Source organism: Fulvivirga marina (assembly GCF_016775155.1).
Lineage (GTDB): Bacteria > Bacteroidota > Bacteroidia > Cytophagales > Cyclobacteriaceae > Fulvivirga > Fulvivirga marina.
The window spans coordinates 12966-34236 of the sequence record NZ_JAEUGD010000060.1 but is presented as its reverse complement, the minus strand read 5'-3'; the positions used below and the strand labels follow the sequence as shown (position 1 = coordinate 34236).

The window sequence follows — 21271 nt, the reverse complement described above, 5'->3', positions numbered from 1 at the left end:
GATGGTGAAGTGATTGCTCTTTCGGATGGTATTGATGGTTTGATAGAGACCTGGGAAGGTGATGGTGGTGCAGGTTCTGATGATGGGGACAATAATACTGATGATGACTTTGATGGAGTGGATATTGACTTCAACGGAGAGATCAGTGATATAGCAGTGGGCGATGATGGTGTAATTGTAGTGACAGATGAGAGCGGAATGCAGCATACCTATGAGCAGCCCACTGACCCTGAAACTGGCGAGAAGAAAGCGGTTAGGTTTACTGATAGCTCTGGTGACACGTGGATTGTTGAGAGTGACGGTAAGGTTACCAAAAACAACCAAAATAACGGAAATAACGCACCTAACGATGGAAGCCAGCAACAGTTTACCATAGAAGAAAAGATAGTAATAGCGGTGCTGGAAGACTTCAAAACCCGCATGGAAGCATGGCTGGAGGTACACGGAAAGGGGCCGCTGTCTGAAATGGAAATGATGTGGGCGGAAGGGCTGCCGGGATGCCTGCCGGAAGAACCCAAAACTGTAGAAGGGGCACAAGAATATGTAACCTATCTACTGGAAGACAAAGAAAGCCGGATACCGGAGCTTACCGGGAAAATGAAAGACAGCCCTGAATGGGAAACCATTACAGGCATCGGCAAAAACATCAGCGATGCTTCTGAAATGACCACAGAAAGCATGGGCAATGCAGGGGAAGCTGTTTGTCCTTACATCCTTGATGAAGCCATTAACGCAGCACAATGTACCCGTTGCCCCAAGCCTGACCATGTGGGCATTGAAGGAGAGGAAGCCGTAACCTTTGATCCCGACCCTGTCAATGTGAAGCGCAGGGGTGCAAAGAGATGGTACTACTTTGAGGGGTATTCACAAAGCCCGTATTACACTGCTCCGGAAAGCATCGGAGAAACCGGTGCCGACTGGTATGTATGGGATGATTATGTGAAGCATGTTGAGTTGATCATTGAAAGTGTGGCCATTGCTTCAGGAGACGTTGCCCTTAACCCTGCCCTTCACCATGAAATCATCTACCACAGGCAAAATGTTTTGGAGGTATTCAATTCAGGGCGTGACATCAGTGACAACTTTAAAACACTGATAGCCAAAGAGTATAGCCGGGTAACCAAAGAAGCCTTTAACAAGTACAGTGGTAGCGGTTATTTGGAGCCGGTATATCCTATCTATGAAGTGCTTGGGCTGTTTAGCGGCAAGCAGCTAATAAAGGCGCTGGTAAGGTTTGGAAAGGCCTTTCGTGTGCTGAAAGGTGCCCGGCACCTGATCAATTACAAGTACTCCGGCAACGTACTCAAAATATTCAGCAAGCAAGGCGATGAAATAGCCCATGTGATCGACGGGCAAATCAAACCTTTAAAGTTCCTTGACGAGGGAGAGGAAATAGCAGAAATTAGTGGGCAGAAGCTTTTGAAGCAGGGGGATGAGGTAGGGTTTAAGGCTGTAGCTAACACTGCGGATGACGCTGTTGGCACATATACAACAAAGATTAAGTGGGGTACGCGTGAAATTGATGCAAGGCCGTTTGGAGATAAAGGTTATTGGGGTAAGCGAGTTTCTCAATCAAACAAACAAGTAGATGCTTATGAAATGAAGATAAATCCAAATAATGAAAGCTTCTATGTATGGAATCCACAAAAAAGTAGGTACGTGCAATTTGAAAATTTAGCAAAAGATGCTTTACAGGATGGGAAATGTGTTGTAAAACCTAACAATTCTATATACAGAGTTTATGACAAACCTGAATTTTTAAGACAAAACATTTTGGATGAGGCCCTGGATCAAGTCGGTGCTGCACAAGCAAAAGGTTTGCATGTAGAATGGCTAGTGTCGGACAAGGTTGCAAAGGAACATTTAACTCGTTTTTTTAAAGAAAACAATGTTAATATTAACGTAAAATATCTAGCAGAATGATTGTAATTGATGAGAATACTTACCAAATATTAGGCCGGGGTATTGATTTTTCTACGTTGCCCGTTAACCCCGATTTGCTAAATGATAATGATCTAATAGAGCCTCTTAAAAAATATTTATTGTTGACATATTTTCCAGAAAGAATAAAGCAAATCGATCCTCTAAATCTATTCTATAACCGGTATTACTGGTTTATAAGATTCAAAAATAAATACCTGAAAAAATTCGGCGATGATCATCTGAACTTGAGGCAAGAGGGCTTCAAAATTCTGGAAGAAGGAGATCAATATGAGAACATTGACTGGAGTGAGATCGAAAAAATATCAAACGATACAGGAAATGATGAACATTAAAGATCCATCTATTTCGAAAGAAAAGTATGACTATCGATTAGATTTAAGGCAACGTGTATCATATGAAAAATGGGTGAATTTTATTGAAAACCATAAAAAGTATTTTATCTGGCAGGAAGAAACTGACGAAGGAAGGGAGACGCTTGCAAAACTAGATAAAATACCGGAATCCTTTAGAGAAGGGATTGTAAAAGGGCACAATAAAAGTAGGGCTTTTGCTGAATTCAACCCAAAAAGGAGCTACTATGAAATGTATGTTGATTTTAATGAAAAATATGGAATGGTGACAACTACCTTCATGAAACCAATTACAAAAGATCATTTGAGGATATTATTGGATATGGCCAATTATCTCGATGCATATCTGCTCAACAACGGTACTGAAATAATAGATGAGAAGGTACTGGGAAGTCTTAAGTAAAAGTTAAAATCAAAGGTGTTCTAAGCAGAAACCGTAATTAGTTGGACAGAAGCTGCTGAAGCAGGGGGATGAGATTGGGTTTAGGGCTTTTAAAAGTCTGGCAGACCAGTTTAAGCAGTTCAGGAATATTAGCAGGTTGTCAGATGATGTGCTGAAAAAACTGGATGTAGAAGGCTGGACAGATGATTTACTGAAAAAGCTGGATGATGATCTGACAGAACCGAAGCTCTTCAAAGCTTTTAATGAACAGGGTTTAGATTTAGACTCTTGGAAGTTGTTATCAAATGGAAAAGCATCTTTACGTAGTGTTGACAATGCCAAGGTCGTGGATGCTTTAAGAATGCGAATCCTAACATTACAGATGATGCCATCCAGTCTGCTTTTGATGGATTGAAGGCCAGCAGGAAACAATCTTTTGTGAATGCATTGGAAAGTTGTGCTGACAACACAAAGCTGATAGGCTCTTTGAAAAAATCAAGACTTGCTTCAGTAGATGAAATCAAAGGCGCATTGAACAAGATGCGCGATTACAAGACAGGTAAGCCACAAGCTGGAAATCTGGGGTATCTGGAAGATAATATTCCGGGTGTGAAACTGGATAAAGGTAAAATGTGGGAGAGTGTTTCATTAGATAAAGCAGAATTAGAAACTCACATTTTTGATGCAATAGAAGCAACAGGTTCATCGGGTACATGGCTCCGGATCACTGATTCTGAATACCGTATGCTCAATGATTTGGCAAAAAAGTTAGGAGGTGTGAAGGGCCAAGTCAGAGACAAAGTAACGGGAACGTTAAAGATTGTATCGGAGAATCCTTATTGTACCTCTCGTCAGGGTGTAATACAGCAGTTTAATAAAATGTTTCCAAATATTGAAATAACCTTAATCGATGGAGTCAAATAAAGAATTAGAGTTTAAAATAATGGTTACTTTCCCTGATATTTTGAAAGTAGCAATCGAGAATCATAATGCGTTTAGGAATACTGATTTTGAAATCATAGAAACTGTTTATGATGAAGTACCTTTTTGTACTTTGAAAGTGACTAAATATCAACCTTCCGACATCTTTGGGCTAGGTTATAAATTAGCAGCTTTAGAAGAAAAATACAGGAATGAAGGAAGCTTTTAAAATAATGGATTGAACATTATGGTTGCGAATAACAGATTCGGAGTATCGTATGTTGACTAAAGTGACGAGTGACCTTGGGCACGCTCGTAAAGAGGTTCATATTTTTGATGCTATAGAAGCGACCGGCTCTTCGGGTACGTGGCTCAGGATCACTGATTCTGAATACCGCATGCTCAATGATCTGGCAAAGAAATTAGGAGGTGTGAAAGGCCAAGTAAACGACAAGATCACCGGTACACTGAAAATTGTTTCGGAAAACCCTTATTGTACGTCTTGTCAGGGCGTAATACAACAGTTTAGTGATATGTTCCCGAGTATTGAAATAACATTGATAGATGGAGTCAAATAATAAATTAAAATTTAAGGTAATGGTAACTTTTCCTCATGTGTTGGAGGAAAGGATTCAAAAACATAATGAACTATACAATACGGATTTTAAAATTATAGAAACTATATATGATGATGTTCCATTTTGTGTAATTGAAATGTCCGGTAACGATTTATCCCAAATATTTGACTTGGGCTATGGACTGGCAATATTAGAAAATGTAAAAAAAGAACAAGGTAAGCTTGACTGGTAATCAGGTCAATTGCTTTGTCAGGTTGGCTTTACCCAATCTGGTCTTAGGTTTAGCGTAGCGATCCTAAGACCTAAAATGAAATAGGGCGTCCCCCCGGGCTAATTCATTGATGCTATCTTTACAGCATGAGAAGAAAGTATACCATTCGGGATCAGCACGGCAGAGACTTCGCGACATTTTATACTACATTCAATTAATTGAGCGGACGCTCAAAATAATACAGGGTCCGTAGCGGAGGCTACGACCAGGATGGAGAGGCGCACCGTGGGCTTATGGCTCACGGCCGTCTACTCGATTGTGCCACGTATTCATTTTATCAATTCTTTTATCCAAGTGTCATAAATCACCGAGCCAACTATTCCTAAAAAGATTGCCAATAATGCGGAAAGTCCAAATGCAATAAATGGTTTCTCTTTGAAAAAGTCAGTCAAACGGTAATAAAATGGTCTGTCCACCTTTTTGAGTTCTTTTCTAATTGTTTCTAATGTTTCCTTTGATACTTTTTCTTGTTGTAGCTTAAAGTAGCATTCATCGCAGAGCGTAGGTTTTACAGTTGAAAAAATAATTTCACTTTTAATTCCATTGAAGTCGAACAAACATTGTCTTGTGTCTGCGTGAGTGAAATTAGTAGGCTCAGTACTTGAAGGAAGTCTGTTCCTGAATCGCTTATATATTAAGGAGTAGGCGTAAAGTAATCTGAATACTAAGTTTTCAAGTGGGATGTTATTTGGTCTTAAAATATCAGCCAATTCAAAAAATGAAAAGCATACTATTTTATCAGCTAGTCTCCTTGAGTACCAATTGTTTTCAAGAGGCACGTTTGTCATTGCAACCATAAAATCACAATCTGGATCAGGCATATCATCTAAAACTGTCTGATCATAATATTCATGAAACTCACCATCAGATCCCTTATTGATTTGGTGCGTTTCTATTGCCCCCACTATTTCAAAAATGTCACTTTTCCAATTTTCGATTTTGGATCGGTCGAATTTAAAGGGTAATTGACCCCACGATATTACCTTTATTTTAAGCTTTGTCATTTCTTTTTATATGCACCACAACGTATAAGCAAAGTGCCTACACTTTACTTACCATACAGCTGTTTAATTATAATTATCAGATAAACAATGTTTATCCACTACAACCAAGTACAGCAAACACCCCAAATATAATAACCTGTACCTACGCGCCTTTCTAAACTTTCCCAACGCAGCCTTGCATTTTCCAAACATAAGGATTCCATTTGCAAAGCATTTCTAAAGGTAATCCAGCTATGGCTTTGTTGTCAATACCCAACCTTGGGTATTTTTAGTATCTCTAAAAAATATTATACGCTTTAGTGCATGCCAAGCTGACTTCGTAAGCGGTAGTCATTGAAATTTCCGTGTAAGCAATTGGGACAAAATGACACTTTGATAGACTGATTTCATAAGTATTACCATATCGAGTACAACAAAGCCGCGGCTTGTTGTATAGAAATGCTTTTACTTATGGTTGGCTGTTAATTAGTTTGTAATGCAAGGCCATGTAAGTCTAACTTATTCATTACCAGCGTAACTTTGCCCAAAAGTACAATTGGATGATCGTATAGGAAACAATTATGTTTGTGACGGTCTTATTCAATTGTCTGATGACCTTAAAAACAACCAAAACCATTTAAATTCAAAAACAATGAAAATCAAAAAAGTTGTATTGATTGCCATGCTTGGCATGTTTGGACTAACCTTTACCGCATGCCAGGAAAAAGAAATAGTCCCAGAAACTGATAATGTGCTTAACACTGAAGGTGCGAATGAAGGGCATGTTCAAGGTCCCGGAGATGATTAAGAAACAGAATCGCTAAAATCTTCGTCTTTCTTGTTTGTGTAAGTTTTGGCGGATTTATGATCATTGATTATTGTGATAATACCGACATCTTTGTTCGGTATTATTTGCTATTGTTTTTTCAACCTATAATCTAGCCTAATGTTATGCCGAGACTAATCACTCTGGCGGTTTGTAGTATGCTGTTTATGGCAGCTTGTACCCAGGAAGAGATATATACACATGACCCAGCCAAACTCGAAAGTTTAGAAAGCACTTACCAAACTTATCTCAATCACTATCAGGAACCCAGAGTTGCTTTTGACTTGCTCGAAAAGTTAAAAGGTTTAGCTATAGAATTAGGCAACAAAGAATATCTCGCTAAATATTATGACAACTACGGCTATCTCAATAACATGGACAACCAGCTTGGAGAGGCCATTAAATCATATAAACTTGCTCTGTCCCTCTACAACGAACTAAGTGATTCCTTAAAACAGGCAAAGATAGCATCAAACCTTGGCAATGTGTACCGAACTGTAGAGAGAAACGACGAAGCCCTGCTTTATCTCGAAAAAGCTGAAAAAATATATATCCAATTAAATTACGAGCAAAAATTTCCATTAGTGTACGACAACCTTAGCTTGGTGTATATGGGACTGGAACAGTTTGATAAAGCAGAACAATATGTTTTAAAAAGCCTTGAAGCAGGTACTGTATTAGAGTCAACATATTGGATATCCAATGCCTATATTAACTATGGAGAAATGTACTTTAGGCAGCAAAGGTTTGATGAGGCCATTAAAAGCTATGAAAAAGCCCTGACCTATCTGGATAATGAGCAGCAATTAGAAAAGGCCTATTTACATGGTAATATAGGCGAATGCTATATGAAGGCCGGCGATCTCAACAAAGCGGAAAAATGGTTAAGCGAAGCACTACAGTTAAAAATTGCCTTGGATGGTGCCGATAAACGTCCGAATTTTAATTACCTGGGCGAGCTGGCTGTTCTTAAAGCCGATTACAAAGCCGCGCTTAATTATTATGATCAGGTGATAGCACTTTCCACCGCAGATGGTGAATTACTCTCTAAGGAAGTAACCAAGGCCCTTGACGCGCTACAAAACCTAAGTGCCAATACAACTGTAAGTGCATCTGGCCTGGTGGTCCCTATGCGGAAGTATAGTATAATAAAGGATAAAAGAATCAAATTATTGGAGGAGCAAAAGAAGCTCATAGAAACTCGGTACATTCAGGAGGATGTAGATAAGGCGGAGCTGGAAATTGCTCAAATAAATGAATCAGAGAAGTATAAGAAGGATATAGCCCGAAGGGATGGGCAAATGCAATTCTGGTATGGTGTAATGGCTACCCTTTTGGTGGTATTGATAGTGGTGGTTATTGTTTACTCCAATAAAATGCGAAAGCTGGCAAAGTATAAGATAAAGCATGCTAAATCAGCGGCAATAATCAGGGAATTGAATTCGCTCAGTGAGAGCATTGAAGGCAACAGCGTATAAAACGTTATATGCTGAGGTTGATTACATACTAGCCCTAACAGGCTAGGTTGTAATAATACAATTAAAGGTAGCTGTTATCGGCTACCTTTTCTTTATTGGTCTTCTTCCTGGAGCTTATTCAACATTTTGGATAATGCGACATACTTTTTCACCAATGTAGTTTTCTTCTTCAGTTCCTCTTCACATTTACGAAGCTGCTCTTTTAAAGCCTGTACTTCATTTTTGGCTTGCAGCAATGCCTCCAACGCCTTGTTCGCGGCTTCTTTTGGGTTATCTTCTGCCAGTTGCCTATAGTCTGCCACCTGGGTGCCGAATGGATCTTTGTTGGTTTTCCTGAGTTGCTCTGCACTGTAGAAAAGCTCATCTGTGGTGATGCCAAATATTTGAGCCAATATCGGCACATAGTTGACAGGCAATTTCCTATGACCATTTTCAAACCTGGATACGGCATGTCTGTCGCATAATTCACCGGTCGATTCCTGCAGCCTTTCAGCAAGCTCTACCTGTGACAATCCCAGTTTGGTTCTGAAATAAGAAATTTTCTCGCCCATTGCTGCGTGTATGATCTCAATTTTCATGTATTTGTTTTGGGTGACGATTTGGTCACATGCANGTATTTGTTTTGGGTGACGATTTGGTCACATGCATTTTTCTTGCAACGGAAACAAATATAATAAAACGTGAAGAATTGTCACGAGCCTAAAATCCATTACAAGCGGTTCAGTCAAACGGCCTCTTGTAAGGGTTTATAACAAAGGAAAATGAAATAGTTCGCCCCACTGAACAGTAATCAATTAAACCCAAGCATATGTCTACTGTAAAAGATTATCAAACTGTAATCATAGGGGATATATACTAATATTTACTGATTCATTAGCTTTCGCATCCAGAACCTCTCATGATACCATAAATTATTGCAAAGACCATTAGTAATAATCAGAAGAGAAGAATACTATCAGATTTTGTTAATCCATCTGGCGCGGAAGTTACTACCGCAATGAACTGAAATATAGAAGCCCTACAACAAAGTGAAGTGACCCGCAATTGCATACGGGCCATGGTTATGTTTATTTTGTGTTGAAAAGTATATCAGCATTTACCCAATAAACTTCTCCTTTTTCAACTCCTGCCCACCCTTTTTTAGAGGGATTGTTATATCTTCTGGAGAAGATGAAATACTTTTCATCAGAAGACATATAGGGACAATAGTAACGCCAATCTTTGTCATAGTCTAATGCTACTTCTTCAGGGGCTGACCACTCACCATTTGAATTAAATGTTATTTGAAATTTACCTTCTCCGTTGGTTATGGCATATCGCTCATCGGGTGAAACATAAGATATCAACTCATGTCCTTCTGTGTTTACATTAACAATAGTTGGAGTGCTAAATTTTTCATTACCCAAATATTGGGCACGATATGTATTCCGGCCTCCTTTTTCACTGGGTCTGCTTGAGTGAAAATATAAGCTGCCATCTGCTACTACAACAGGATAGGACTCTAAATATTCAGTCGAAATGTCAAACTCGACCTTTTTTGCTAATCCCCATTCACCATTCACTTTTTTACTCATATAAATATCCGGTGGTATAGCGAAAAGCTTTTCCGGAGATGTATCATTATTGTAGAGTTTGGGGTCAACCCCGAGAAAATACATTGTATTGCCATCTTTCGTGATGGTAGGATCACAAGCTACTGAAATAGAAATACTATCAGGATACATTTGAAGAGGTTTAACGTCAGACCACTTGCTATTAATTAATTCAGAATGGTGAATAACAAAGCTATTATCCACAATTCTCGAAAAAAACATTTCTGTATGAGTTGCATTAAAAACTACATTCAATTCAATGCTGTCAGTATTCACTATTGCAGGCGCAAATAATTTTGGAGTTTGAGAAGGAGGTGCCTGGTCGAAATAGGAGGTAGTGTTATTTCTGCAACTTAAAAATGCCACGCTCATTAATAGTATTGAAATAAAGAAATTTCTATGCATTGCTATTTGAATATTTGTTGTCGTTTTGAGTATAATAAACCTTGTTAGATTTCCTTTTTATGTTTTACACCTTGCTGGTTATTTCTCCAGCGGTGTAACGATTCCATCTACATGTCTGCCTTGTTTAACATTTACCAATATTTGGTGTAATGTCTCCGCTGCCAGACCGTGTAGCACCAGCCTATAAGCAGCACTGTAAGTTGAAATGGGTATCATGGGGTGTTTGTTATTGATAAGGCCCAGGTGAGCCGGTGTACCCATGATTTGGGATGTGTAAATGGAGATGGTTTCATCCAACTGTAGTGAGTTTGACGCCCTGATAAAGTCATTGGAGGTAAGAAAGAACTGATAGAACGGCGTAAACAATTCAATGGACGACTTCAGGTCCAGGGTGTTGGTCCATTTGTCCGGGAACTCGATATGATCAAACTGGTCTTCTGTGATCATGTCTACACGGAGTTTGGCCGGAGGCTTTATGGTAATGTTCTTTTCTTTTAGCGTGCTATTGAGTCTGATGATGAAGTTGTACAGGTTCAGGTCATGTTTCAGAAAGAGGTCATCCTTAATGTCTTCGAAGTTTCGGGGTTTCAGGGGAGATGTTTCTATTTCGGCCCCTTCCACATTAGCCGCTATAAATTGTAAAATCTCACTTCCTACATGAAAATGCCGGAATATAAGCAGGTTGGCATCCTTGCTTACAAATCTCTTTAAGCCCCATGACAGGATCAGGTGCAGAACTTTTGAACTGTTGAAGATCTTCGGAAAGAAGAACTTGAAAACATGTATAAAGAACATGGTCACTTTTGACCAGAAAAAGATCAAAGGATATAAATACCTTGCTGATCTTGAATTGTTATCCCGCATCAAAGCCTGTTTGGTCTTTTCGTTGATGGGGATGCTGTTGTCGAGATACAGAGCGAGCCAGGGATTGGGATCCCGGCTGTCATAACTCGATATATCAAATAACTCCTTTGACATGTTTCTAATGTTTTGTTGACTTCATTAATAGTTACCTAGTTCTTCAAGCTGCATACGGTATAGCCTTGCAGTAGTTTTGGCTGTCTTCACTATGGCCGTGGCAATATCCATATTCATTTTAGGATGATCAAGAGCTTTCTCCAGGCGATGAAAATGATTTTCGTCGGCAACACCGTGGTAGGTGAAGAAGGATACCTGATCATCGGCCAGTTCCAATTGGTCCTGCATCATTTTTCCCCAATGGCCAGCCAGCCTTTTGCCTATACCCTCTATAATGAACATGGCTCCCAGCAAGTCTATGGGGTTGGGTTTACCCGCCTGATTGAACATGAAAGCTGACAGCGCCAGACTCCCAATGTTCTTTTTTCCGGTTCTTATGTTTTCAACGGGTACATTCAGCGCTTCATAATTTCGCTCTAATAGCTGATAGTCTTTATGCTCCGTGGCAGCATGCTTGATAAATGCAGACCGCAATTCAAATAACTCGATATCTATGCACGATGCCGCACGCGTTATCCATTGAGAACCATCAATTACCTGCTGCCTGAGATCATGAAGCAGCAATTTGTAATCCTCCAGGGTCAGTGTGCCCTGATGCATTTTTGTGATTATGGGCACCCGGAGCAGGGCAGTTTCAAAGTCTATCCAGACATTGGTGAGCTGCCTTACGATCCACTCCGCCACAGGTCTTTCTTCCAGCACCAGTTCAGGGGCTTCAACTTCGCGTACTTCATATTTTTTTTGTCCTGAGCTGTCAGCACCTACCACCGTAAGCTTCATAAATGAGGTGATAAAACGACCGCTTTCAGGAACCATACAGAGAATGGTGTCACCGGCTTTCAGCTTTCCGGAGAACATCAATTCTTCCAACATAATGAAAATAGATGCCGCGCCGGTATTGCCTTTGGTGGTCAGGTTACTAAACCACTTCTCATCAGGTATGGAAGCTCCACCCTTGGCCATCAGGTCTTTAATGGGCTGTTTGAAAAACTCTGAGGAGTAGTGGCAGCATAGCCAGTCTATAGCGCTGACATCCATTTTTTTATCATCGATGAGCTCAAAGAAGTGAGTAACTCCTTTTTGCACCACTCTGTCGAGCAGCCTTACATCCTGCTTGAGATTGAGGGCACCTGCCTGTGATGCTGACTCATAATCAGGGTAGTCCAGCCAGGTGGGTTCATCACCGCTTTTGTTATCCGTTTTTCCTGTGTACATACAGAGGGGGAGCTCATGGGCATGAGACTTAATGTCGATCCAGTCTATGCGAAGTGAAAGTCCCTTGCTGCTTTTTTTATTTTCGAGCACGAGGGCACCAGCACCATCTGAAAGCATCCACCGAAGAAATTCGGCATCAAAGGACAAAGAATTTACCTTTTGGGCCTCAAACCGGGATCCTTTAAAAAGCCTGCTGGAAAATTCACTTCCCACGCATACGGCATTTGTTTTTTCTCCACTTTTTATTTGAGCGAAGGCATCTTTCAAGGCCATCATACCGCTGGCACATACACTTTGGAAGCTGGCCACTTCACAGGCCGAAAAGTTTAAGTTGGCATGTACCATGCTGCCAAAGCCGGGCACAGGCAAATCTGCCTGGGTAGTGCCGGTTGCGAGTAACTCAATGTCTTTAGGTGATAGGGCACTGCGCTCCAGGGCATGGTTTACAGCATGGGCAGCCATTTCGGCATTGGTATGGCTGCTTTGCTGCTTTTTGTCAATGGCGTAGTGCCTGAATTTTATGCCATTTTGTTTTAATATCCGGTTCTTCAGTGCACTATCCTTGCCGTTGATCCTGCCCAGATAATCTTCCATTTCTTCATTAGAAACGGGGTCATTGGGCAGAAAAAAACCAGCGCTGGTGATATATACATTATCCATAGTCGTCATTTAAGAGCTGTCTCAGCGAGATCAGCTTTTGTTAAATATTTTATGAGTTATCCTATCCAATAAGCCGGAGGCGAAACCATAGTTGCGCTTGGCTTTGGAATGATGGTGATTGTGATTAGTACCAAATGCCAAAAAGCCCGGTGCCTTTCCTTTTCCAAAGCGGTAATTACAATGTCCGGAATAGTTTAGCAGAATACTTACCAGTGGGAACAGGAATATTGCTGTTGCTGATAAGGGTATAATTGGGGCAATGGTAATCGGTACGGTACTGAGTAGCAGGGCTTCAAACCAGTGGAAGCTATAAACCGCGTAAACAGTTGGTATTCTGGACCGGTGATGAACAATGTGGACATGCTTCATAAAAAAAGGAACATGCATGAGCCTGTGAACCATGAAAAAGTGTATTTCATTCCAAATGACCAGAATAATGAGTCCTATAATCGTATTCATGATGGAGTTGGGCAGTAGACCGATCACATCCATACGGATAAGAAATATGAGTGGGATACCTGAGAACCCAAAGATGATCACGGATTTTAAAGAGTGCCATATTTCATGTTTGATCTGGCTACGGCTTACTTCTTCTTCTACGATCTTTTCCAGTAGTCCTCTTCGGTACAAGTAGGAGCAGACTTTCTGAAATAAAGGGGCCAGTCCAAAGTAGAGTATTACAAAATACAGGAATACCAACCCATAAAGCTGAAGGTAGGAGTATTGGTATAATATGTTGTCGATAATACCCTGGATCATAAGTGCCAGATTTTGAATACGTTTAAAACTGTAGTTAGGTTTCTTTTAGTATTAATATTTAAGTATTTGTTGTGTGCTTTACGTGTAAAAAATGTTTTTATTTTGTGATTAAAGGGCATTCTTCAATTTTTTCAATGTGAATTACTTTTGCGCTGGCATATCCACCCAACAGCAGCCTGTAAGTCTTGAATCTGGCCCTTATTGTGTAATTCCTTTGGTCCATGTCGAAGGGAGATTCCGGCCATAGTTTGTTGAAGTCATCATTGGCTACGTAAACCCACTTCAGAATTTCAGGAGGGTCGGCCAGAAAGACTTTTTTATGTCCCAATAGCAGTTCGATACCGTTTCTTATAAAATCACCCTGGCTGATATCCAACATTTGGTATCTTATCCGAGAGTCAAAAACTATACTTTTGCTGACAGGCAGTTTTAGAGCTATATAGATTAGTATAAAAGGTAATAAGATCAGCATACCAGCGATAGAAAACCAATAGATAGCAATAGTTATCGTACTAAGGCATAACATCCAGGTAATTATATTTTTAGCGGTTGATTCCAAGCTTCCAATACTTTTAGCTATACAGTCAAACAGGGTACCTGCGTCTAACAGTACAGTGAAGTTACAACATTAAGTTAATCAGGTGGTTGTCGTTAGGGGCGTGTTGTGAGAAAATTTATTCCTTTCCAAAAAGCGATTTGAACCAGTTGCCAATTTCAAGGAGGTATATTTTATAAACTACGGATCTGTAATTTTGATTTACCCTGAAGATGTAATTGTCAGCTTTTGTTCTCCCCATCAGGATTACCAGCCTCCAATATTCCGACTCTGGAATGCCATTTATGGTGTGCTTTTCTTCATTCACTCGACTATTTTAAGAAAATCTGTCTCAAGTTGAAAGCTTTCTCCAACATTAAACTCAAATTTTACGCCACGATCTCCCTGAGTGCACGAGGTTGGTAGGTTCATAGTGATAAAGGTAATTGAGTGTAGAAAGTACCTTTATCGCCTCTCTACTAAAGGTTTATGTTTCACACCTACTATCGGTCTGGTTCCCCTTGAACATAGTCATCTATTCCTGTTTCTTATAACTCCATATAGCAGATACATTGAAAACTATGGCGAGAATCAGAGTGTAGGCAAATTCTGAAGTCAAATCAACAAATCCGCTTCCTTTCATCAATACCTTCCTGGAAACTGCAATAAAGTGAGCAAGAGGGTTCACCTTTGTTAAGTGTTGTGCCCATGTTGGCATACTTTCGATGGGGGTGAACAAGCCACTCATCAAGATGAATATCAGGATAAAAAAGAAAGCAACAAATATGGCTTGTTGCTGGGTGTCGGCAAAGTTGGAGATGAGGAGTCCAAAGCCAAGTACAGCGATGATATTGACAAAAGCATAAACAAATAGAAGAATCAGGCTACCTGCCATAGGGATATGAAAGATAATCTTGCCCACGGTGAGTCCCACGGTCATGATAAACATACCGACACACAGGAAAGGAATCAGCTTACCCATGATAAATTGCCACTTTTTAATAGGGGTTACATTGATTTGCTCAATAGTGCCTATTTCCCTTTCCCTGACCACGTTCATAGCTGTAAGCACTATGGTAAGCAGGGCTGTAAGCTCAGCCAAAATACCTGGCACCATGAAGTCAGTGTATTTTAATAGAGGGTTATACCAATACCTCGTGCTGATACTAATGCTACTATGGTTGGATTGAGGTACCCAATGTACTTCACTTAGTATATCTTGGCTGTAAGTGCTTATGATGTTGCGCAGATAGCCCGAACCTACCGTAGCCTGCTGGCCGTTGATGGCATTGACGAGCATCTGTATGGCAGGCTTTTCGCCTCTGATAAATTCCTTTTCAAAACGATTGGGAATTTCAAGGATGATGTCGGCTTCATTGGCCTGCATTTTTTCTAGTGCCTGCTTTTTGCTAAATAAGCTCCCGGTCAGTTTGAAATGATCACTGGCGGTGATCTTTCGGGTTAAATTCCGTGATATCTCGCTGAGGTCATGGTCTAGTAATATGATCTTTACTTCTTTGACCTCATTGGTGGCTGCGTTGGATAATACAATGAGCTGAAAGATGGGCAGGATCGTCATCATGATCAGAATAGTTTTATTCCTTAATATCTGAAGGAACTCTTTCTGTATTAGAAATAATAGTGTTCTCATGTTAGCTATATTTGTATTATTCTAGACGTATTTTAAACTTCTTCCAGGTAAGGGTAAGAAACGCCACAATCATAAAGAGGAGCATACCCACTTCAAAAAGGATGTATTCAATACCTACTCCCCGGAGCATTACCCCTTTGAGTATCTCTATAAAGTAAGTTGCCGGAATTATATGACCGATATATTGTAGTATCTCAGGCATGCTGGTCAAAGGAAATATGAAGCCTGAGAGTAATGTGGAGGGCATGAGTAGCCCAATGAGTGATTTCATCATGGCGTCCTGCTGGGTTTCGGAAGTTGTGGATATCAATGTGCCCAGCGAGAGGGCAGTTATAACGTAGACCATACACAATAACAGCAATAATATTACACTTCCGGTTACGGGTACATCAAAAATGAAATATCCCATGATCAGAATGAGAACCGCATCAATGAAGGATAGTATGGCATAGGGGGCAACCTTGCCAAGTATAATGAGCAGAGGAGGGAGAGGAGATACCAAAAGTATTTCCATTGTGCCTTGCTCTTTTTCTCTGGCTATCGTTAATGAGGTCATCATGGCAGATATGATCAGCAGGATCAGGGCTATGGTGCCTGGAATAAAATTGTAGGCACTTTCCAGCAGTGGGTTGTATAACATGCGGGTTTCTATGCCTATCAGGTATGGTTTTGCAGATTGCTTGAATTCTTGGAACAGGAAGCCGTTGATCATGGCTTTGGCATACTGTTCCAGAGCATTGGCCATGTTAGGGTCAGAGCCATCGGCGATCAACTGTATTTCTGCCTGATCCCAGGTGTAGAGGTCTTTGCTGAAGTCTGCCGGAATAACCATGATCAGATCCGTTTTACCACTTTTAAAGCCACTTTCCATCTCATGCTCAGCCAGAAGCATCCTATTGATCTTGAAATGGCCCGAGCTGGTGACATGCCTGATTAGTTTCTGGCTGGTCTGGTCTTTAGCATGGTCTAAAATGTCAATATTGGCATTTTTAAACTCGTTGGTTACCGCAAAGCCAAATATCAGCACTTGGGCTATCGGCATGCCAAACAGGATGAGTAAAGTACGCCGGTCTCGGAGGATGTGGTAGACCTCCTTCTGAATAAATGCCCAAAAAACTTTGATCATGTTCATGGTAAGTGCCGTTTGATAATAAAATAGATTGCTTTCATTTTCTGGTTAGCGGACAAGTTTTACAAATACATTATCCATTGTGGATGCATTGAATTGTTTTTTCAGGTTGGTCGGAGTGTCCAGAGCTTCAATCCTTCCGGAAACCATGATCGATACCCTGTCGCAATACTCAGCTTCATCAAGATAGTGTGTAGTAACGAAAATGGTACGTCCATGGCCGGCAGCCTCATAGATAGCCTCCCAGAACTGTCTTCGAACAAAAGGGTCAACACCACCGGTGGGTTCATCCAGGAATACAATGTCAGGGTCATGGATCATGGAAATGGCAAAGGCCAGTCGCTGCTTCCAGCCTAGTGGCAAAGCGGCCACCAGCTTGGAGCTAACCTCCGAGAGCCTGAGGTCATGTAGTATGGTTTCTGATTTTTCCCGGATCTCCTGATTTGACAGGCCGTAAATGCCTCCGAATAAGCGTATGTTCTGCCTGACGGTGAGGTCTTCATACAGACTGAATTTTTGGGACATATACCCAATGCGGGTTTTAATCTTTTCATGGTCACGGATTACATTAAAGCCAGCCACTGTACCTTGCCCGGATGTGGGTTTGCTCAGGCCAGTAAGCATGCGCATGGCCGTGGTCTTTCCGGCACCATTGGCTCCAAGAAAACCAAAGATCTCACCTTTAGCAACTTTAAAACTGATGTTATCCACAGCGGTGAATTCACCGAATTTTTTGGTCAGATTTTCTACTTCAATGGAATAGCTGTTCATATCGGCAGGGAGTTAAACTTCACGACTTAATTCAAGGAAAAGATCTTCTATATCCGGTTTTATAGGCTTGATCTCCAAGTCTGGATAATTTCCGGTATTCAGTGTACTAATGATCTCATCAACACCCATGGACGTATGGGTTGCCAGGTGCAAATACTCACCGAAGGGTAAAGCACTTTTGGTATAGTTCTTATCACGAAGCACCTTTAATAGCTCATAATTGTTGTTAGACCTGATGGCATACAAAGGGCTGGGGTAGCTTTTTACAATCTCCTCCGGTGTATCGGTTTGCAGGATTTTACCACTTTGTATCAGCGCTATCCTGTCGCACAGACTGGCTTCATCCATGTATGGTGTACTGACGAGGATGGCAATGCCCTTTTCTTTCAGGTTTTTTAGCATATCCCAGAACTCTTGCCGGCTTACCGCATCCACTCCGGTGGTAGGTTCGTCCAGAAACAGTACCTTAGGTTTGTGGATCAGAGCGCAGCTCAGGGCCAGTTTTTGTTTCATGCCTCCTGAGAGTTTGCCCGCAGGCCTTTTTTTGAAAGGTTCTATCTGCTCATAGATATCCTTGATCAGGTTGTAGTTCTCTTCTATAGTGGTGTTAAATATTGTAGCAAAAAATCGAAGATTTTCCTCAACTGTAAGGTCTTGATACAGAGAGAATCTTCCCGGCATGTAGCCGACTTCTTTGCGTATTTGGCGGTAGCTCTGTACAACATCATGTCCTGCTACCGAGGCTGTACCTGTATCGGCCAGCAAAAGCGTAGTCAGTATACGGAAGAGAGTGGACTTTCCGGCTCCATCAGGGCCGATGAGACCGAATAACTCACCATATTCCACTGAGAGGGATATAGAGTTGAGCGCCTGCACCTTGCCATAGGTTCTTGATGTATTATTGACTTCAATGGCCGGCATGTTTATTTGTTTAAGGGGTTGAAACGAATTTCTCCGGGCATACCAATTTTCAGCGTGCCATCTTCATTGGCTACCATAACATCAAGGGCGTAAACCAGGGTGGTACGTTCTTTACGTGTCTGTATGTTTTCGGGGGTAAACTCTGCTTCATTTGATATCCATGTGATCACACCGGGCAACTCCTTATAGGCTTTATCTCCTTCGTCTATTAGTACAGTTACCGAATCGGCCACAGCTACTTTCTGAAGATCTTTGGCATTGGCGTATGCTTTCAGTTTAAGCTTCTTCAGGTTTGCAATTTTATAAAGTGGCCTGCCCCGAGTCACCAATTCACCAGGTTCGACATACTTAGTGAGCACCGTGCCTGCAATCGGGTTGATGATCACATGATCAGCTATGTTGTTCTTCAATACATCAACCTTTGCGAGTAAAGGGCCGCGCTCTGCGAGGATACCTCTGTTTATCACCGATGTCTGGCGTTGAGTAGTAGTTATTTGCTGATTAACTACTTTAATCTCACCCTCGTATTCATCTAATTGTCTTGGCGTGGCAGCTTTGGCAACAACAAGGTTTTTGGTTCGGTTGTATTCGCGAAGCAGGTTTTCTTTACGCTCTAGTAGAAGTGCTATTTCAGGCTCAGCCTCTTTGATCTTGTCACCGAGTGATATGATCTGCGCCTGAACCTGTAGTTTTTCCAAATGCAATTGAGTAGTATCAATATAACCGGTCTGCTGTCCGGCGCTGAGTTGCATGCTTTCTTCGATAGGGAATTGCCTAAGCTCTCCATTTCCTTTTGCACTTACCGTGACCGTAGTAGCTTCAAAGTTTCCGTAAGCATCAGACGGTTCTTCGTTGTTACATCCCGGGAGGGCCAGGGCTATACTAAACCAGATATTAAATTTTAATTTCGTCATCATAACATTCCAAATAAGGTTAGATATTTAACTTGTAATTGTTGAAGTTGGAGTTCGTATAATTGCAGCGTTTGTCTTGCTTCCAGTTCTGCATTGACCTGTATCAGGTAATCTGTAGCATTTATTACACCATTTTTTAATTGGGCCTTTGATTGTTGTAGCACCTCGTTTTGGAGTACAACTATATTTTTGTGGTTCTCTATTTGCCGGGAGAGTGCTTCTATTTTTTCAATAAATTCATTTTCTCGGGTTTGTATATTATATTCAAAAGTTCTCTTTCTGACATCCACTTGCTGTTGCTGTATTTGTAGTCGTTCGGTTTTTTGAGAGGCAGCATTCCAGTCCCATATTTTCCATGTCATGCGTAGGCCGGCGAGAGCGTATGGAGAGTGACTTATATCAGTGAAATTTAATGGGTTGGGATAACCTACACCTCCTTGGGCAAAGAGAACTACGCGTGGTCGTCGAGATGCTTTGATAGAGCCTTCCTGGGCTGTAAGGAGTAATTTTTGGGCGTTGTAAAGCCCCTGTTCAGGTCGCTGCAGGTCTACTTCAGTGTCAGGATCAAATGACGGTAATATGAACATTGTAGTAGGGGAGAGGGTCAGTCCGGTTAGCTCTTCCAATACACTTATAGCAGCCACGTAATTGGAGCGGATATCTTCCTGTTCATTGAGAAGCTCGAGCTTTCTTACCTTAAGTTTAACCAGCTCACTTTCCAGTATGGTGCCATTGTTGAAACCAGCTTCAAGAGTTTGTAAACTCGCGCTGATGTTGTTCAAAGAAATACCAATGAGCTGCTCCTGCTGTAGTGAAAGAACAATAATAAAGAATAGCTCATTGACACGATCTTTTAAAGACCTCAGGTCAGTTTTTAACTGATGAAGTCCTACTTGCAGATTTGCTTTTACGGCATCTTTTTGAGCTGTAGTTTGTCCTCCTTCGTACACGGTGTAGTCGAGTTGCGCATATGCCTTATAACTCTCCCGAGGCACCTCTACATTTATAGGGCTCTCTGGGCTATCAGAGCCAAGTTGTAAGCTTTCAGTTTGTAGCTGTCCTTCAAGATTAGCGGTTATATTTGGAAGGCTCTCATCTCTGATAATATCAAGAGACAACTCCGTTTGCTTTTCGAGCAACGATTTTTGCCCTGTGAGCGGATAGTTTATCATGGCCAGATCATAGGCTTCGGCAAGGGTGAGCTTATCCTTATACTGTGCTGTTGCTTGGCTCAGGTTTACCAGGCAGCCTAGTATGATGGCGATTGGATAGATTCTATTCATGTGGTAATAGTTTATTGTTCTTTTTTATTTTACCCGTTTGGGTAATTTTTGGGTAAAAAAATATAACTACGGTTTCAATGCATCTTTTACAAATTCTTTAATATGTTGTTTACGCTCCAGAAGCAACGATTTGAATTCATCATTATCAGTTCCGAATATGACCTGCATAATGGGTCTGCCCAGAACGGGAAAGACAATCATGGAGATGATATTCATAAGAAGCTGTCTGGCATCAATTCTTTTTATTTTTCCTTCATCGGCCTCCTGATCCACCAGGGCTATGAATTTTGCAAATATCTGTGTTTCTTTCTTGCTGATATTCCTTTTGATAAACCTGTCCGCATCTTTGTTGAGTTCGCTTATAACAAAGTTGGGTAGGGAAGGGTTTTTCATAATCATACCTAAATAGGTGTCGACAATAAGGTCGATCTTTTCATAAAGGGGGAGATCCATTTCCAGTATGTGCTGTATTCTGGAGATCAGCTGTTTGAATGCTACTTTAAATACAGCTTCAAATAAGGCATCTTTAGTTTTAAAGTAATAGTGAAGTAAGCCTTTGTTGATGCCGGCAGTATCTGCAATTTCACGCATCCTGGCACCATTGAAACCCTTCTCGCTGAATACCTGTGATGCGGATTCCAATATCTTGTCTTCTGTATTTGTTGATTTAGCCATAGTAAACTGTACCACAAATCTAGGGAATAGTTTTTAATAATTTACCCGTT

Annotated in this window: 25 protein-coding genes; 10 read left to right on the top strand and 15 right to left on the bottom strand. The window is 41.0% G+C overall.

Translation table 11 applies throughout. The features are described from left to right. The 8 genes from JMN32_RS18390 to JMN32_RS18355 all read left to right on the top strand — a co-directional run. The coding region (locus JMN32_RS18390; RefSeq protein WP_202857834.1) for a hypothetical protein at positions 1-1923 on the top strand (1923 nt) is incomplete at its 5' end. Further along, positions 1920-2276, top strand: a complete 357-nt coding sequence (locus JMN32_RS18385; RefSeq protein ID WP_202857833.1) for a hypothetical protein — start codon at positions 1920-1922, stop codon at positions 2274-2276. The genes JMN32_RS18390 and JMN32_RS18385, both read left to right, overlap by 4 nt. Beyond that, complete coding sequence (locus JMN32_RS18380; RefSeq protein WP_202857832.1) at positions 2263-2697, top strand: hypothetical protein; 435 nt, start codon at positions 2263-2265, stop codon at positions 2695-2697. The genes JMN32_RS18385 and JMN32_RS18380 overlap by 14 nt, the downstream gene beginning before the upstream one ends. Positions 2698-2833: 136 nt before the next feature. Further along, on the top strand, positions 2834-3091 hold the full coding sequence (locus JMN32_RS18375; RefSeq protein WP_202857831.1) for a hypothetical protein: 258 nt from the start codon (positions 2834-2836) through the stop codon (positions 3089-3091). 23 nt (positions 3092-3114) lie between these two features. After that, entirely contained in the window at positions 3115-3600 is a 486-nt protein-coding gene (locus tag JMN32_RS18370; RefSeq protein ID WP_202857830.1) for a deaminase domain-containing protein, read from the top strand. Further along, positions 3587-3826, top strand: coding sequence for a hypothetical protein (locus JMN32_RS18365; RefSeq protein WP_202857829.1), 240 nt, complete (start codon positions 3587-3589; stop codon positions 3824-3826). Before JMN32_RS18370 ends, JMN32_RS18365 begins: the two co-directional genes overlap by 14 nt. A gap of 22 nt (positions 3827-3848) precedes the next feature. Further along, complete coding sequence (locus JMN32_RS18360) at positions 3849-4175, top strand: deaminase domain-containing protein (protein WP_202857828.1); 327 nt, start codon at positions 3849-3851, stop codon at positions 4173-4175. A 19-nt stretch (positions 4176-4194) separates the two neighbouring features. Further along, complete coding sequence (locus JMN32_RS18355; protein WP_202857827.1) at positions 4195-4407, top strand: hypothetical protein; 213 nt, start codon at positions 4195-4197, stop codon at positions 4405-4407. A 308-nt stretch (positions 4408-4715) separates the two neighbouring features. Here JMN32_RS18355 and JMN32_RS18350 read toward each other — a convergent pair whose 3' ends face one another. After that, complete coding sequence (locus tag JMN32_RS18350; RefSeq protein WP_202857826.1) at positions 4716-5450, bottom strand: hypothetical protein; 735 nt, start codon at positions 5448-5450, stop codon at positions 4716-4718. A 631-nt stretch (positions 5451-6081) separates the two neighbouring features. Between JMN32_RS18350 and JMN32_RS18345 the strand changes: the two genes are divergently transcribed. Continuing rightward, on the top strand, positions 6082-6237 hold the full coding sequence (locus JMN32_RS18345; RefSeq protein ID WP_202857825.1) for a hypothetical protein: 156 nt from the start codon (positions 6082-6084) through the stop codon (positions 6235-6237). A gap of 143 nt (positions 6238-6380) precedes the next feature. Then, complete coding sequence (locus JMN32_RS18340) at positions 6381-7733, top strand: tetratricopeptide repeat protein (protein ID WP_202857824.1); 1353 nt, start codon at positions 6381-6383, stop codon at positions 7731-7733. A 92-nt stretch (positions 7734-7825) separates the two neighbouring features. On the opposite strand, the gene JMN32_RS18335 is transcribed toward JMN32_RS18340, so the two are convergent. From JMN32_RS18335 to JMN32_RS18270, 14 genes are all read right to left on the bottom strand, one after another. Then, the gene (locus tag JMN32_RS18335) at positions 7826-8311 is read right to left on the bottom strand and encodes a helix-turn-helix domain-containing protein (protein WP_202857823.1); all 486 of its coding nucleotides are present in this window, start codon (positions 8309-8311) and stop codon (positions 7826-7828) included. A gap of 489 nt (positions 8312-8800) precedes the next feature. Further along, a complete protein-coding gene (locus JMN32_RS18330; RefSeq protein WP_238354536.1) occupies positions 8801-9697 on the bottom strand; it encodes a hypothetical protein in 897 nt (298 codons plus the stop codon). Positions 9698-9808: 111 nt separating this feature from the next. After that, positions 9809-10708 carry a DUF6999 family protein gene (locus JMN32_RS18325; protein ID WP_202857821.1) on the bottom strand — a complete coding sequence of 300 codons (900 nt, stop codon included), beginning with the start codon at positions 10706-10708 and terminating at the stop codon, positions 9809-9811. A 24-nt stretch (positions 10709-10732) separates the two neighbouring features. Continuing rightward, positions 10733-12583, bottom strand: coding sequence for a beta-ketoacyl-ACP synthase III (locus tag JMN32_RS18320; RefSeq protein WP_202857820.1), 1851 nt, complete (start codon positions 12581-12583; stop codon positions 10733-10735). Positions 12584-12613: 30 nt separating this feature from the next. Then, positions 12614-13342, bottom strand: a complete 729-nt coding sequence (locus JMN32_RS18315) for a sterol desaturase family protein (RefSeq protein ID WP_238354535.1) — start codon at positions 13340-13342, stop codon at positions 12614-12616. Between the two features lie 97 nt (positions 13343-13439). Then, positions 13440-13901, bottom strand: coding sequence for a hypothetical protein (locus JMN32_RS18310; RefSeq protein WP_202857819.1), 462 nt, complete (start codon positions 13899-13901; stop codon positions 13440-13442). 115 nt (positions 13902-14016) lie between these two features. Further along, positions 14017-14205, bottom strand: a complete 189-nt coding sequence (locus JMN32_RS18305) for a hypothetical protein (RefSeq protein ID WP_202857818.1) — start codon at positions 14203-14205, stop codon at positions 14017-14019. A 207-nt stretch (positions 14206-14412) separates the two neighbouring features. Continuing rightward, positions 14413-15528 (bottom strand): ABC transporter permease, encoded by a 1116-nt coding sequence (locus tag JMN32_RS18300; protein WP_202857817.1) that lies wholly within the window; start codon positions 15526-15528, stop codon positions 14413-14415. Between the two features lie 16 nt (positions 15529-15544). Further along, positions 15545-16660: an ABC transporter permease gene (locus tag JMN32_RS18295; RefSeq protein ID WP_202857816.1), complete on the bottom strand. Its 1116-nt coding sequence runs from the start codon at positions 16658-16660 to the stop codon at positions 15545-15547. 45 nt (positions 16661-16705) lie between these two features. Next, positions 16706-17428 (bottom strand): ABC transporter ATP-binding protein, encoded by a 723-nt coding sequence (locus JMN32_RS18290; RefSeq protein WP_202857815.1) that lies wholly within the window; start codon positions 17426-17428, stop codon positions 16706-16708. 12 nt (positions 17429-17440) lie between these two features. Then, on the bottom strand, positions 17441-18349 hold the full coding sequence (locus tag JMN32_RS18285; RefSeq protein WP_202857814.1) for an ABC transporter ATP-binding protein: 909 nt from the start codon (positions 18347-18349) through the stop codon (positions 17441-17443). A 2-nt stretch (positions 18350-18351) separates the two neighbouring features. Further along, entirely contained in the window at positions 18352-19266 is a 915-nt protein-coding gene (locus tag JMN32_RS18280) for an HlyD family secretion protein (RefSeq protein ID WP_202857813.1), read from the bottom strand. Beyond that, entirely contained in the window at positions 19263-20546 is a 1284-nt protein-coding gene (locus tag JMN32_RS18275) for a TolC family protein (protein WP_202857812.1), read from the bottom strand. The genes JMN32_RS18280 and JMN32_RS18275 overlap by 4 nt, the downstream gene beginning before the upstream one ends. Before the next feature lie 66 nt (positions 20547-20612). Further along, the gene (locus JMN32_RS18270; RefSeq protein WP_202857811.1) at positions 20613-21221 is read right to left on the bottom strand and encodes a TetR family transcriptional regulator; all 609 of its coding nucleotides are present in this window, start codon (positions 21219-21221) and stop codon (positions 20613-20615) included. Between the last annotated feature and the right edge of the window lie 50 nt (positions 21222-21271).

Bases quoted from the DNA above. Each gene is read 5' to 3' on its own strand.
- JMN32_RS18385 (WP_202857833.1), top strand. From the start codon at position 1,920: ATGATTGTAATTGATGAGAATACTTACCAAATATTAGGCCGGGGTATT.
- JMN32_RS18380 (WP_202857832.1), top strand. From the start codon at position 2,263: ATGATGAACATTAAAGATCCATCTATTTCGAAAGAAAAGTATGACTAT.
- JMN32_RS18365 (WP_202857829.1), top strand. From the start codon at position 3,587: ATGGAGTCAAATAAAGAATTAGAGTTTAAAATAATGGTTACTTTCCCT.
- JMN32_RS18355 (WP_202857827.1), top strand. From the start codon at position 4,195: ATGGTAACTTTTCCTCATGTGTTGGAGGAAAGGATTCAAAAACATAAT.
- JMN32_RS18350 (WP_202857826.1), bottom strand. From the start codon at position 5,450: ATGACAAAGCTTAAAATAAAGGTAATATCGTGGGGTCAATTACCCTTT.
- JMN32_RS18345 (WP_202857825.1), top strand. From the start codon at position 6,082: ATGAAAATCAAAAAAGTTGTATTGATTGCCATGCTTGGCATGTTTGGA.
- JMN32_RS18340 (WP_202857824.1), top strand. From the start codon at position 6,381: ATGCCGAGACTAATCACTCTGGCGGTTTGTAGTATGCTGTTTATGGCA.
- JMN32_RS18335 (WP_202857823.1), bottom strand. From the start codon at position 8,311: ATGAAAATTGAGATCATACACGCAGCAATGGGCGAGAAAATTTCTTAT.
- JMN32_RS18330 (WP_238354536.1), bottom strand. From the start codon at position 9,697: ATGAGCGTGGCATTTTTAAGTTGCAGAAATAACACTACCTCCTATTTC.
- JMN32_RS18325 (WP_202857821.1), bottom strand. From the start codon at position 10,708: ATGTCAAAGGAGTTATTTGATATATCGAGTTATGACAGCCGGGATCCC.
- JMN32_RS18320 (WP_202857820.1), bottom strand. From the start codon at position 12,583: ATGGATAATGTATATATCACCAGCGCTGGTTTTTTTCTGCCCAATGAC.
- JMN32_RS18315 (WP_238354535.1), bottom strand. From the start codon at position 13,342: ATGATCCAGGGTATTATCGACAACATATTATACCAATACTCCTACCTT.
- JMN32_RS18300 (WP_202857817.1), bottom strand. From the start codon at position 15,528: ATGAGAACACTATTATTTCTAATACAGAAAGAGTTCCTTCAGATATTA.
- JMN32_RS18295 (WP_202857816.1), bottom strand. From the start codon at position 16,660: ATGAACATGATCAAAGTTTTTTGGGCATTTATTCAGAAGGAGGTCTAC.
- JMN32_RS18290 (WP_202857815.1), bottom strand. From the start codon at position 17,428: ATGAACAGCTATTCCATTGAAGTAGAAAATCTGACCAAAAAATTCGGT.
- JMN32_RS18285 (WP_202857814.1), bottom strand. From the start codon at position 18,349: ATGCCGGCCATTGAAGTCAATAATACATCAAGAACCTATGGCAAGGTG.
- JMN32_RS18280 (WP_202857813.1), bottom strand. From the start codon at position 19,266: ATGATGACGAAATTAAAATTTAATATCTGGTTTAGTATAGCCCTGGCC.
- JMN32_RS18275 (WP_202857812.1), bottom strand. From the start codon at position 20,546: ATGAATAGAATCTATCCAATCGCCATCATACTAGGCTGCCTGGTAAAC.
- JMN32_RS18270 (WP_202857811.1), bottom strand. From the start codon at position 21,221: ATGGCTAAATCAACAAATACAGAAGACAAGATATTGGAATCCGCATCA.